Annotated in this window: 11 protein-coding genes; 3 read left to right on the top strand and 8 right to left on the bottom strand. The window is 50.3% G+C overall.

All coding sequences use genetic code 11. The features are described 5' to 3' along the window. Positions 1-47 precede the first annotated feature (47 nt). The 7 genes from K0335_RS12620 to K0335_RS12590 form a co-directional block, all read right to left on the bottom strand. Positions 48-692 (bottom strand): hypothetical protein, encoded by a 645-nt coding sequence (locus tag K0335_RS12620; RefSeq protein ID WP_039025881.1) that lies wholly within the window; start codon positions 690-692, stop codon positions 48-50. A gap of 14 nt (positions 693-706) precedes the next feature. After that, positions 707-928, bottom strand: coding sequence for a DUF987 domain-containing protein (locus tag K0335_RS12615; RefSeq protein WP_000692312.1), 222 nt, complete (start codon positions 926-928; stop codon positions 707-709). Positions 929-996: 68 nt separating this feature from the next. Further along, positions 997-1473: a RadC family protein gene (locus K0335_RS12610; protein ID WP_001186745.1), complete on the bottom strand. Its 477-nt coding sequence runs from the start codon at positions 1471-1473 to the stop codon at positions 997-999. A 14-nt stretch (positions 1474-1487) separates the two neighbouring features. Beyond that, a complete protein-coding gene (locus tag K0335_RS12605; RefSeq protein ID WP_000214316.1) occupies positions 1488-1973 on the bottom strand; it encodes an antirestriction protein in 486 nt (161 codons plus the stop codon). Positions 1974-2063: 90 nt separating this feature from the next. Then, positions 2064-2882: a DUF932 domain-containing protein gene (locus tag K0335_RS12600; RefSeq protein ID WP_001234702.1), complete on the bottom strand. Its 819-nt coding sequence runs from the start codon at positions 2880-2882 to the stop codon at positions 2064-2066. A 327-nt stretch (positions 2883-3209) separates the two neighbouring features. Further along, on the bottom strand, positions 3210-6056 hold the full coding sequence (locus K0335_RS12595; RefSeq protein ID WP_105284451.1) for an Ag43/Cah family autotransporter adhesin: 2847 nt from the start codon (positions 6054-6056) through the stop codon (positions 3210-3212). 370 nt (positions 6057-6426) lie between these two features. Further along, a complete protein-coding gene (locus K0335_RS12590) occupies positions 6427-7299 on the bottom strand; it encodes a GTPase family protein (RefSeq protein WP_072652309.1) in 873 nt (290 codons plus the stop codon). Between the two features lie 265 nt (positions 7300-7564). Here K0335_RS12590 and K0335_RS12585 point away from each other — a divergent pair, with 265 nt between their 5' ends. The 3 genes from K0335_RS12585 to K0335_RS12575 all read left to right on the top strand — a co-directional run bounded on the left by K0335_RS12585 (position 7565) and on the right by K0335_RS12575 (position 13489). After that, the gene (locus K0335_RS12585; protein WP_072650529.1) at positions 7565-9121 is read left to right on the top strand and encodes a type I restriction-modification system subunit M; all 1557 of its coding nucleotides are present in this window, start codon (positions 7565-7567) and stop codon (positions 9119-9121) included. Next, positions 9118-10251 carry a restriction endonuclease subunit S gene (locus tag K0335_RS12580; protein WP_059252120.1) on the top strand — a complete coding sequence of 378 codons (1134 nt, stop codon included), beginning with the start codon at positions 9118-9120 and terminating at the stop codon, positions 10249-10251. The genes K0335_RS12585 and K0335_RS12580 overlap by 4 nt, the downstream gene beginning before the upstream one ends. 121 nt (positions 10252-10372) lie before the next feature. Further along, on the top strand, positions 10373-13489 hold the full coding sequence (locus K0335_RS12575) for an HsdR family type I site-specific deoxyribonuclease (protein ID WP_105284450.1): 3117 nt from the start codon (positions 10373-10375) through the stop codon (positions 13487-13489). Positions 13490-13649: 160 nt separating this feature from the next. On the opposite strand, the gene K0335_RS22710 is transcribed toward K0335_RS12575, so the two are convergent. Beyond that, positions 13650-13711, bottom strand: a 62-nt coding sequence (locus tag K0335_RS22710; protein WP_071528444.1) for an IS1 family transposase, incomplete at its 5' end; no start/stop codon positions are given.

Genomic DNA, 13711 nt, shown 5'->3' with positions numbered 1-13711 from the left:
TAAAATCCTCACAGAAAATCGGTTAAGAATGGTTTAACGATGACAGGTCAGCCGGCGCGCAGACCGGCGTCGGTGAAGGTATATGCATTGATGTGAATGGCCTCATCCACAGCGGCGTCTGAGGTCAGCCAGTCGTACTCGTTTTCCAGCTGACGGTACAACCAGAAGGCCAGGTCGCGCAGGGCTTCGCTGACCGCGGCTTCCGCATCGGTTGTCATTGCCTGACTGACAGGGCTGTTCCGGGTGACGGTGATATCCATGCTGTACGGATGGCAGTAGCGTCCCCGGTGGTGGATTTCAGCCTGCAGTTGCCAGAAGTTACGCTTCTGCACCGCCTGCAGGGCATCCGCGATACGATGAAGCTCACGGTCCTGCGGGGCATACTCCCGGATTCTCCTGGCTGTTGCTGACTGCCAGTGCCAGCGTCCTTCAAAACAGACTCCGTCCCCCTGGCGGCAGAATCCGCTGAACCAGATGCACGGCTCTTCCATAAACCTGCCGTTGCTGAGCCGGAAAACGCGCTGGCGGAGGTTAATCCCGAAAATGTCACAGACCTCCCTGAAGTCTTCATACACGTTTTCATACCAGTTGCTGTCAGCATGATGCTGACGGTACCCGTCGCGGGCTTTTTCCCGTGCCGGGCAGGAAAGTTCATCCAGCGTATACACGGTGGTGGTGATAATTCTGCTCATCAGAATGCCCTGATTCAGTTCAGTGTGACGCTCATCAGCCGGACATACGGGCCAAAACTGTCCTTACGACGTTCAGCAAACACGGCCAGCACACCGGGAATATCCTGCACTTCACGACCGGTATACGCTTCAGTGCTGCCGTGCCAGCGGTACTTACCGGTACAGAACGGGAAAAGACGGGATGCAGGATGTTGTTGATGAATACGCATGGCTTCGCCACGGGTGATGATTTTCATGGTGGAATACCTCTGAAGACAGAAGATAAAAGTGAAAACAGGTGTGATGTGATTGTGGCGGTGACGGGTTAAAGCAGACCGTGTTCCGCAAAGGAGAAAACCTGGCTGCCACCGATTATCAGATGGTCCGGTACCCGGATATCCACCAGGGCCAGTGCCTGTACCAGACGCTCAGTGATAAGGCGGTCTGCCTTGCTGGGGGTGACTTCACCGGACGGGTGATTGTGCGCCAGCACCACGGCAGCGGCATTGTGGTACAGGGCGCGTTTAATCACCTCCCGGGGATGGACTTCTGTGCGGTTGATGGTGCCAGTGAAGAGGGTTTCACCGGCAATCAGCTGATTCTGGTTGTTCAGATACAGCACCCGGAACTCTTCCCGCTCCAGTCCCGCCATGTTCAGTATCAGCCACTCCCGTGCCGCATGCGTGGAGGTGAAGGCCACGCCGGGTTCATGAAGATGGCGGTCCAGGGTTTTCAGGGCCCGCTGAATGAGGCTGCGCTCGCCGGGCGTCATCTCTCCGGGCAGAAAGGAAAGCTGTTGCATTGTTCCGGCCCCTTTCAGTCAATGATGCGCATAATGGCGTTGCATTCCGGATGCTGCAGGGCGTAATCCCGCAGCCGGTAATAATGGATCGTCATGGCATAACACTCCGTACGACAGGCATGATGGCTGTACGTCATCAGACAGGCAGCAATACCGGCGGCTTCCGGGCTCATTTCAGCGCGGTTACCGTTCATGGCACTGAACAGTACCCATGTTTCGTCATCATCGTCATCCGGTTCGGGTGCCATAAATGCCCCGCCGTTGTTCAGGGTGTACAGATTCCAGATACCACCGCAGTAGTCTTCGCACAGACGGTCCATCCAGCCGAAGACACGGGGCTCCAGGGTCACCCACTGTGGAATGAGGCCAAAATGCTGCGGCCAGAAGCTGATGCGCTGTTCATCAGGGACGAGGGTGGCAACCAGTTGAGGCGGGTTATTCTCTGATACAGCGGTTACGGAAACAGAAGGTGTGGTGGAATTATGCAAAACGGTTGTCATGAGATTATTCCTTATAAAAAGTAAATGAATGGAAGAAGTCGCGGGGCAGGGACGGACATGAGTCAGAACTGCGCTTTCAGGGAAAAGGCATCAGCGCATACTCTTCAGCAGTGTTTCTGCCATCACCCACAATGCGCGATTGAGCTTAATGTCCGTGTCGATGCTGTGAATGGCACGGGTATGGATACGTTTTCCTCTGGCACTGCGACCGGAAATCCCGCCTTTCAGCATATTCTCCTGGATGGTCTGATAAGCACTCCACAGGTCCTTACCGTAATCCTCCCGGCGTCGCGGTGTCAGAATGTCAGCAGTGGTGACGGGCTGATGTTCGTCACCATAACGGTAAGTCAGTGCCGCCTGTGCCAGCGCCTGGCGTGCCGGTGGCGGCAGGACCAGCGACTGCATGGCATCACGTTTCTCCTCAATCCGGTCAAAAACCCCCACCACCTCGTAAGCCCCTTCGATAACTTTCTCCACTACGTCTCCCCGGTGTGGAACACGCACTTCCCCCAGAGACTGACCACAGACGCATCCGTTCTGGCAGACGAACCTGAAGTAACCCGGCAGCATCTGGTAGCTGGAGGTACCGTCATGGGAGTTCAGCAGGATGATTTCAGGGACATGTTGTCCGTTTATCTCCCCGTCACGGCGCAGACGCAGCATGTGTTTGGTGTATCCCCGGCGGCCCGGGTCGCGCACGCGGGTCTGGCAGGCGAAGAATGGCTGGAAGCCTTCCCGCTGCAGGCTTTCCAGCACGGTGATGGTGGGGATCCAGGTATAGTTCTCGCTTCTGGATGTGTGTTTCTCTTCCCCGAATACGCTGGGGACGACCTGCATCAGTTCTTCACGGGTTAAGGGGCGGTCACGGCGTATCTGGTTCGCATAACCAAAACGACTGGCTAATCGCATGATTTATTCCTTATGAATGAGTTAGCGGTATAAATGAAAAAGCCGCGTCTCCCGGAGAAGACGCGGCCTGATGGACGAAATGAATGACGTTTATTGTCTGAGAAGCCCTTCACTGGCGAGCTGCGTATTTTTATGGAAGGAGATCACCCAATAACCCCCATCGGGATCGGGTAATAACCGGCCAGACTGTGATCGATTCAGATGCCATTTGGCAGCAAAAGAGCCTTCGGCAATAAACGTGATGTACAACCCGGCATATCTGTTGCTCCCTGAAAGTAAAAAGCCCCGGTCATGATGACCGGGGCCTGAAGGAGAGTGACCTGATTATCAGAAAGTCACATTCAGCGTGGCCTGACCGTTATAACCTTCAACGCTGCTGCCGCTGACACTGTGGGCATAACCGGCCTGAACGCCCAGGGTGATATTTTCCCGGACACGGGCTTCCAGTCCGGCCTGCAGGTCCAGTGACGTGCCATTCTGTGAGGGTGAGAACGTCATGTTACTGCCGGCTGCGGCTGTACCCATGCTCATGTCACCCCGGGAGCTGAAAGTGCGGATAACAGAAGGCTGTACCCACCAGTTCACCGGCAGTTCACTCACACGGTGTTTTGCACTGTCGCGCAGAGTGTCACGGGATGAGGTGCCTTCGCCAAAGGTCATATCGTTGTGGCTGCCCAGACGGAAGCCGGCACGCACATGTTGTGCACTGCCATGCCCGAACTTCACATAACCGGCGTTATCCTGGCCGTCATCCAGGGAGAGCCCCTGCCAGGTGTACTGCAGTTGTGGCTCCAGCATCAGGTTGTCAGTGATACTGAAGGGCAGACCGGTTTCCAGTGAGCCCAGCCAGCCCCAGCCCCGGGCGCGGAAGTCGTTATTATCCGATGACGCTTTCATGCTGTGGCGGGTTCCCTGTGCCACAATGTCAGCCCACAGGCCGGAGGACGTGTGTGTCAGATTCAGGTATCCGCCCAGGCTGCCGGCATCATCCCGGACCGTGCCGGCGCGGGAGCCGTCATCATCCTTAACATCAACGGAAGAATGGCCTGCAGCACCATACACCCCTGTCGTCAGAGACATACCGGCAACCTCTGTTCTGAGCAGGTCACCCTCCAGACGGACGAAGCCATAGCTGCCGCTGCTTTCCGGCGTGGCTCCACGGGCAATACCGCCGTTGTTATCGTGACCGAGATGACCGCCCTGAATGCTGAGACGGACGCTGTTATTTTCACCGCTTACACCGGTCTGATGGCTGCGGGAGCCTGCCAGAATCCGGTCATAGTCCATTGCCTGTGTCAGCATGGAGGCATACAGGGGGACTTCAGCACGATAAGCATTTTCACTGCGCAGGTACCAGTCTTCATCGCTGTCACGGTTCAGGGTGTAGTTAAAGGCGCCGGCCTGAAGCGGGCGACTCAGGGCAAATGCACCTTCTTCTGTGGTGGCACCATTCTGTGCATCCACAACCCGGATACCCTGTCCGGAGGTTGCCACCCCGAGGTTACTGTTTCCGACATTTGTAAACGCAAGCCAGGTTTTGCCGGTTGCCTGACCACCATTAATCACCAGCTGGTCAGAGGCATTGCTGCCATCAAGGCGAACACGCATATTGATGGTGCCACCCTGACCGGTGAGGTTACTGGTGGTCAGTTTATGGAACGTTACCGGGGAGTCGCCTTTTGCAACAGCACGGCTCAGCGCGGCTTCCTGTGTCGTCTGATTATCAAAGTGAATCTCTCCTGCGTTAACAATATCGCCGGTACTGACCACATCGCCATTCAGTACCATGCTGGCACCTTTACTGAGCTGTGTTCTGCCACTCAGACTTCCCCCGGCAGCCAGCGTCAGTGTTCCACGATGTCCGACAGTGGTGTTGCTGGCCAGTCCTCCGGCATTAACCGTAAAGCTGCCGCCATTTTCCAGCAGCAGTCCGCTGGCCTGACCGGATGTGCCATCAATACTGAACTTACCGCTGGCATTGGTCCCCTCAACAGTGGCACCACTGTCTGCAATCAGGGCACCACCGGATGTTATGGTGACACTTGTCGCCTTACCACCGGCAGACACTGCCAGGGTTCCGCCGTCATCCACCAGAGTTTTCCGGGCTGAATGGCCCTCCAGTACATCCAGGCGACCGCCGGACTCCAGAACAACACCGTCAGCATTACCGTTTTCCACTGTGAAATTGCCCAGACGGTTGCTGCCGGTGACGGTTGCCGCCGTACTGGTGACCAGTGCGCCGCCCTGCTTCAGGGTGACATTCGTGGCTGTACCACCGGCGTTCACCTGCAGTTTGCCTTTCTGGTTAACGGTGGTGAAATCCGCCAGACCACCTTCCTTGACAATCTGCCAGCCGTCACTGTTTACAACCGTGTCAGAGGCTGTGCCTCCGTTGCGCACATACTGGTAACCGCCATTCAGTGTGGTATCCAGCGCATGCCCGTGTACCGTCTGGTCGCCGCCGGCATAAACCACAGTGGTATTTGCTGTTCCTTCAACAGCCACAATCTGACGACCATTTTTATTGATGGCGGTACGTACGGCATTTCCGCGAACAAACTGCCCGGTATCACCATTGTCTGCATCTGGTCCCCCTTCCGCGCCGGTATTCACAACCGTGTCGGTTGCCATTGCGCCGGATTTGACGGCCTGCCAGCCCTTCTCATTAATGACGGTACCCGTTGCAATCCCGCCTTCATGTACCCACTGCTCACCGCCGTTCAGAGTGGTGTTCACTGCCTGCCCCTGAAGGCTCTGTCCGCCTCCGGCACTGATAACCGTGTCTGAAACGCTTCCTCCGGCATTCACTCTCTGAAGACCACCACCGGTGACAGTAGTGTTGTTGGCGATACCGCCATTTTGTATCCATTGTCCGCCGGTATTGGCCTCGTTATCCGGCCCATACTCCAGACCGGTACTGATGGTCATTCCGTTGGCCGTACCGAGAACAATCTGGTTGTCATGATTTGTCAGTGTTCCGCCGCTCACGGTTTCTCCCGCCTGTACGACCGTGTCAGCAGCCAGTACCGGGACTGACGTGACAGCAGCAAGAGACAGCGCAACCGCCACACCGGTGCGTTTTCCCCGTGAGCGCGCCAGTTCGGAAGCCACCACCAGGGTGCCCGTAATGTGATTCCATACCAGCCTGTAGCTGGTGTTCAGATGTCGTTTCATCAGCTTTTCCTTACAGAGGGTGAATAAAAAAGCCGGTACCCACAAATGTGGATACCGGCAGGTACAAAACAGCATGGTCAGATAAAGTGGTTTTTCCCGGACATAAATGCTTCCCCTCTCTCATCCGCCAGAGAAGTATCAGTCCGTTGTGTGCAATTCCGTTCTGCATGATGAAGAGATTCAACTGCCTTTTCGCAGGCCATTAACCACTATAAACGATCGATAGCAACGATCGATACCTGTTTTATCGATTGTTTTACTCTATTAACAGCAAGACAGTCACGCAAGAGAAAGAGGTGGATATGAGGGGGGTGTATCATGTTTTCAGTTGGTTAACGCAATGTAATCAGGCATTTCCCTGGCAGACTGTTCAGAAGAAAATCCAGTTCCATACAGCGCGGGCAACAGAGACCACCGAGTCACGGACGGCACGCAGAACCGTGCGTGCAACAGAGGCAATACAGACGCTCTCCGCCGTGTCAAATATCCGGTCCACCGCACCGGTAAACTGTTCACGGGCCTGAGACCGGACAGATTCCGTGCGCAGCTCGTCCTGCAGGCGGGTCATCAGGGGACTGGCGGCATGGTCGGGAAGCGCTGTCATGAGCGCACTGACCAGCGTATCCAGTTCCCAGCCGGTGCAGGCCGATACGGCCACAACCGGATGTACGGGCCGGAACAGCCGGAATACCGCATCTGTTTTCTCACGAATGTTCTGTGCCTGTGCGGGAGAAGGCTGAATGCCGGCCATATCCCATTCATGGCAGGGCTCCGTTTTGTCGGCCTGCGTCACCACAAACAGCACCTGCTGATGTCCCCGGTGCAGGATGTGTCGCCAGAAATACTCATCCACAGACAGGGCACGGTCATCGGCTTTAATCAGCCACAGTACCAGGTCCAGTTCAGGCAGAATGTCACGGTACAGAGCTTCATACTCTGCATCCCTGTCCCGACTCTCGCCCACCCCGGGCAGGTCAGTGATAACCATGCTGTGACCATAGCCACTCAGACGGAAGCGCTGCACTTCCCGGGTGCCGGCGTGAACATCACTGACCGGGGTGACCTCCCCCTGAAACAGTGCATTACAGAGTGAGGATTTACCGGCCCCGCTTTTACCCATAATGCCAATCACGGGTTCGTGACTGGTGAGTTTGCGCAGATGTTCCAGGATGTGACGGGAAAGCGAGTAAGGCAGGGAGGAGAGCGGTTTTTCAATTGCCTCAATGGCATCAGACGGATTCATACATGTATTCCCGGTGAAAAAAGACAAAACCCCCGCACACCGGAAAGGAGGCGGGGGACTCACGGAGATAATATCTGTCTGAAATTATTTTGAATGTCCCTGGTGCACTGTAAAAGAAAGGCAGTGTTCCGTTCCTTCTCCCTGTCATGAATAACCTGGTGTATCTCACAATATCTGCTGACTTGCTCCGGGGCTGCCTGAATCACAAGATTGCTGTAGTATTGCCCCCGGAGATTCAGTTCAGACCAGAAAAAACAGGTTAAAAATGACAAGTATTCAACAACGAGCAGAGTTACACCGCCAGATATGGCAAATTGCTAACGATGTCAGAGGTTCTGTCGATGGATGGGATTTTAAGCAATACGTTCTGGGCGCACTTTTCTACCGTTTTATCAGCGAAAATTTTTCCAGCTATATTGAAGCCGGTGATGACAGTATCTGTTATGCGAAACTGGATGACAGCGTAATTACTGATGATATTAAAGACGATGCCATCAAAACCAAAGGCTACTTCATCTACCCCAGTCAGCTTTTCTGCAACGTAGCTGCGAAAGCAAATACCAATGACAGACTGAATGCGGATTTAAACAGCATCTTCGTTGCTATCGAAAGTTCTGCTTACGGTTACCCTTCAGAAGCTGACATCAAAGGTTTGTTTGCTGATTTCGATACCACCAGTAACCGCCTGGGTAACACCGTTAAGGATAAAAATGCCCGCCTGGCCGCGGTTCTGAAAGGGGTTGAAGGGTTAAAGCTTGGCGACTTTAACGAACATCAGATTGACCTGTTCGGCGATGCCTATGAGTTCCTGATTTCTAACTATGCCGCGAATGCCGGTAAGTCAGGCGGCGAGTTCTTTACACCGCAGCACGTCTCTAAGCTGATTGCACAACTAGCAATGCACGGCCAGGCCCACGTTAACAAAATCTACGACCCGGCAGCAGGTTCCGGTTCGCTGTTGTTGCAGGCGAAAAAACAGTTTGATAACCATATCATCGAAGAAGGTTTTTTTGGTCAGGAAATCAACCATACGACCTATAACCTGGCGCGTATGAACATGTTTTTGCACAACATCAACTACGACAAGTTTGATATCAAGCTGGGCAATACGCTGACTGAGCCGCACTTCAGAGATGAAAAACCGTTTGATGCCATCGTTTCTAACCCGCCGTATTCGGTGAAATGGATTGGCAGCGATGACCCAACGCTGATTAACGATGAGCGTTTTGCCCCGGCTGGCGTTCTGGCCCCCAAATCCAAAGCTGACTTCGCCTTTGTACTACATGCGCTGAACTATCTTTCTGCCAAAGGTCGTGCTGCGATTGTTTGCTTCCCGGGTATTTTTTACCGTGGCGGCGCGGAGCAGAAAATCCGTCAGTATCTGGTCGATAATAACTATGTCGAAACCGTAATTTCACTGGCTCCGAACCTGTTCTTTGGCACCACCATTGCCGTAAACATTCTGGTTCTGTCTAAACATAAAACGGATACCAACGTTCAGTTTATTGACGCCAGCGAACTGTTCAAAAAAGAGACTAACAACAATATCCTGACCGATGCCCATATAGAAAAAATTATGCAGGTATTTGCCAGCAAGGAAGATGTTGCTCATCTGGCGAAATCTGTCGCGTTTGAAGCCGTTGTAGCGAATGACTATAACCTGTCGGTGAGCAGCTATGTGGAAGCGAAAGATAACCGCGAAATTATCGATATCGGTGAGCTGAATGCTGAGCTGAAAACCACGGTCAGCAAAATCGACCAGTTGCGCAAAGATATTGATGCGATTGTGGCTGAAATTGAAGGCTGCGAGGTGCAGAAATGAGCGAGATGAGTTATCTGGAAAAATTGTTGGATGGGGTTGAGGTTGAGTGGGTAACATTGGGTTCTATGGCAGATATCGGTACTGGAAGCTCAAATCGTCAGGATGAAAGCGAAAATGGAATTTATCCATTCTATGTTCGCTCAAAGAATATCTTGAAGTCAGATACCTTTGAATTTGATGAGGTAGCAATAGTCATTCCTGGTGAAGGTGGAATTGGCGACATATTTCACTATGTTGAGGGGAAATATGCTCTACATCAAAGGGCGTATAGAATTCGTATCACAACTAATGCCGTAGACACGAAGTTTTTGTATTACTTCATGTCATCTAGCTTTAAGCAGTACATCTTGACAAAAAGTGTGGGTGCTACCGCCATTTCGATAAGAAAACCCATGCTGGAAGGATTTAAAGTTCCCATTCCTAGCCCGGACAACCCGGAAAAGTCCCTTGCCATCCAGTCTGAAATCGTTCGGATTCTGGATAAATTTACTGCACTTACCGCTGAGCTTACCGCTGAGCTTAACATGCGTAAAAAACAATACAACTACTATCGCGACCAGTTGTTGAGTTTTAAAGAGGGTGAGGTTGAGTGGAAGACTTTGGGGGAAGTGGCTCAGTTTAAGCGAGGAACGGCAATTACCCAAAAACAGACAACACCAGGAGAAATACCAGTAGTTGCCAATGGACCAATTCCTACTTATTTTCATAGCGAGAGCAACAGACAAGGTGAAACAATCGTTATAGCCAGATCTGGTGCCTATGCAGGATATGTCAGCTTCTGGGATCAGCCAATATTTTTAACCGATGCCTTTAGTGTTCATTCCGACTTAAAAATTGTAAAACCAAAGTTTATTTACCACGTGCTACAAAATAAACAAGAGCACATCCATGCAATGAAAAAAGGTGCGGGTGTGCCTCATGTCCGAGTGAAAGAGTTTGAAACCTATGATATACCTATACCTCCTATCACCGAACAAGAACGTATTGTTTCTATACTCGATAAATTCGACACCCTTACCAACTCCATCACCGAAGGTCTTCCGCGTGAAATCGAGTTACGCCAGAAACAATACGAGTACTATCGTGATTTACTGTTCAGTTTCCCAAAACCTGAAACTGTCAGTAAATAATTGACCATTGCTACCAACCGGGCCTCCTTAACATCCGGTCAGTATATAGACTATTTTTTACGCGCCGGAAGTCACCCTTAACTCCCTTCCGGCCCTTGCCAGACGGCACAAAGGATGCGCTATGACTCATCAAACACACACCATTGCTGAATCCAATAACTTTATCGTTCTTGATAAGTACATCAAAGCTGAGCAAACAGGCGACAGCTATCAGAGCGAATCGGACCTGGAACGGGAACTGATTCAGGACCTGCGAAATCAGGGTTATGAATTTATATCCGTAAAATCTCAGTCAGCGATGCTGGCCAACGTTCGGGAACAGCTTCAGAACCTCAATGGTGTGGTGTTTAATGACAGCGAGTGGCGGCGTTTCACGGAGCAGTTTCTGGATAATCCGAGCGATGGCATCCTGGATAAAACCCGTAAAATTCATATCGACTACATCTGCGACTTTATTTTTGACGACGGGCGTCTTGAGAACATCTATTTGATAGATAAAAAGAATCTCATGCGCAATAAGGTGCAGATTATCCAGCAGTTTGAACAGACGGGTTCTCATGCTAACCGTTATGACGTCACGATCCTGGTTAATGGCTTGCCTCTGGTGCAAATCGAACTGAAAAAACGCGGCGTGGCGATTCGTGAGGCTTTCAACCAGATACATCGTTACAGTAAAGAGAGTTTTAACAGCGAAAATTCCCTGTTTAAGTATCTGCAACTGTTTGTCATTTCTAACGGCACCGATACCCGTTATTTTGCCAACACAACAAAGCGCGATAAAAACAGTTTTGACTTCACCATGAACTGGGCGAAATCAGACAACACGCTGATTAAAGACCTCAAAGATTTTACCGCTACCTTTTTCCAGAAACATACTCTGCTTAATGTTCTGGTGAACTACAGCGTTTTTGACAGCAGTCAGACGCTACTGGTGATGCGACCGTACCAGATTGCTGCCACCGAGCGCATTCTGTGGAAAATTAAGAGCTCCTTTACAGCGAAGAACTGGTCAAAACCGGAAAGCGGTGGGTATATCTGGCACACTACCGGTTCTGGTAAAACCCTCACCAGCTTTAAAGCCGCGCGTCTGGCAACAGAGCTGGACTTTATTGATAAAGTCTTCTTCGTGGTCGACAGGAAAGACCTCGATTACCAGACCATGAAGGAATATCAGCGTTTTTCGCCAGACAGCGTCAACGGCTCGGAAAATACCGCAGGCCTTAAACGAAATCTGGATAAGGACGATAACAAAATTATCGTCACTACTATTCAGAAACTCAATAACCTGATGAAAGCAGAAAGCGACCTGCCTGTATATAATCAGCAAGTGGTGTTTATATTTGATGAATGCCACCGCAGCCAGTTTGGAGAAGCGCAGAAAAACCTGAAGAAGAAATTCAAACGCTATTATCAGTTTGGTTTTACCGGCACCCCTATTTTCCCGGAAAACGCCTTAGGCTCAGAAACAACCGCCAGCGTATTTGGTCGTGAATTGCATTCGTATGTAATTACCGATGCGATTCGTGACGAAAAAGTGCTCAAATTCAAGGTGGACTACAACGATGTGCGGCCACAGTTTAAGTCTTTAGAGACAGAAACTGACGAGAAAAAACTGAGTGCGGCTGAAAATCAGCAGGCGTTTCTTCATCCCATGCGTATTCAGGAAATCACGCAATATATTCTGAATAATTTCCGCCAGAAAACCCACCGTACCTTCCCTGGCTCAAAAGGTTTTAATGCTATGTTGGCAGTGAGCAGCGTGGATGCTGCAAAAGCCTATTACGCGACGTTTAAACGGTTACAAGAGGAAGCAGCTAATAAATCGGCCACCTATAAACCGCTGCATATTGCGACAATCTTCTCCTTTGCCGCTAATGAAGAACAAAATGCCATTGGTGAAATTTCCGATGAAACTTTTGATACCAGCGCAATGGACAGCAGTGCTAAAGAGTTTCTTGACGCTGCAATTCGTGAGTATAACAGCTATTTTAAAACTAACTTCAGCACCGACGGTAACGGTTTTCAGAACTACTATCGTGATTTAGCCCAACGGGTTAAAAATCAGGATATCGATCTGTTAATTGTCGTTGGGATGTTTTTAACCGGCTTCGACGCTCCAACATTGAACACGCTATTCGTCGATAAAAACTTGCGTTTTCACGGCCTGATGCAGGCATTTTCCCGCACCAACCGCATTTATAACGCCACTAAAACCTTCGGTAATATCGTCACTTTCCGGGATCTGGAACGCTCAACTATTGATGCCATAACGCTGTTTGGTGACAAAAACACCAAAAATGTGGTGTTAGAAAAGAGTTATGCCGAGTATATGGAAGGCTTTACTGATGCTGCCACTGGTGAAGCTAAGCGCGGCTTTATGGCAGTAGTTTCCGAACTGGAACAACGGTTCCCTGACCCCGCCAGTATTGAAAGTGAAAAAGAGAAGAAAGACTTCGTTAAACTGTTTGGCGAATACCTGCGTGCCGAGAACATCCTGCAAAACTATGATGAATTTGCCACGCTAAAAGCCCTGCAACAAATCGATCTTAGCGATCCTGTTGCGGTAGAAAAATTCAAAGCAGAACATTATGTGGATGATGAAAAGTTCGCTGAATTGCAAACAATTCGTCTCCCTGCTGATCGCAAGATTCAGGATTATCGTTCGGCCTATAACGATATTCGCGACTGGCAGCGCCGTGAGAAAGAAGCTGAGAAAAAAGAGAAATCAACCACTGACTGGGATGACGTAGTTTTTGAGGTCGATTTGCTGAAGTCTCAGGAAATAAACCTGGATTATATCCTTGGACTGATTTTCGAACACAACAGACAAAACAAAGGTAAGGGCGAAATGATCGAAGAGGTCAAACGCTTAATTCGTTCAAGCCTGGGAAACCGGGCGAAAGAGGGTCTGGTGGTCGATTTTATTCAGCAAACGAACCTGGATAATTTACCAGACAAAGCCAGTATCATTGAGGCATTCTTTACGTTTGCTCAACGCGAACAGCAACATGAAGCAGAAGCGTTGATAAAAGAAGAAAATCTCAATGAAGAAGCGACCAAACGCTATATTCGCACGTCTTTAAAACGCGAATATGCTACAGAAAATGGCACAGAATTAAACGAGACACTGCCCAGACTCAGTCCTTTAAATCCGCAATATAAAACGAAAAAACAGACTGTTTTTCAAAAAATTAGCGCATTTATTGAAAAATTTAAGGGGGTGGGTGGAAAGATTTAGTAGTAACAAAAGGAACAACTACTGACCGTTTGCCCAACCAACTCAGATAAAATGTCAGCAACGTTATTAAAGGATATTTACCAGGGCAAAGAAATCGTCGTAAAATTATTCAACAAATAATTTAACTGTACTTGCTCAATTTGCAGGTAATGACTCCAACTTATTGATAGTGTTTTATGTTCAGATAATGCCCGATGACTTTGTCATGCAGCTCCACCGATT

This window comes from Escherichia sp. GZ89 (assembly GCF_019366485.1).
GTDB classification, from domain to species: domain Bacteria; phylum Pseudomonadota; class Gammaproteobacteria; order Enterobacterales; family Enterobacteriaceae; genus Escherichia; species Escherichia fergusonii.
The sequence above is the reverse complement of the archived record's forward strand: the minus strand, read 5'-3'. Positions and strand labels throughout refer to the sequence as shown.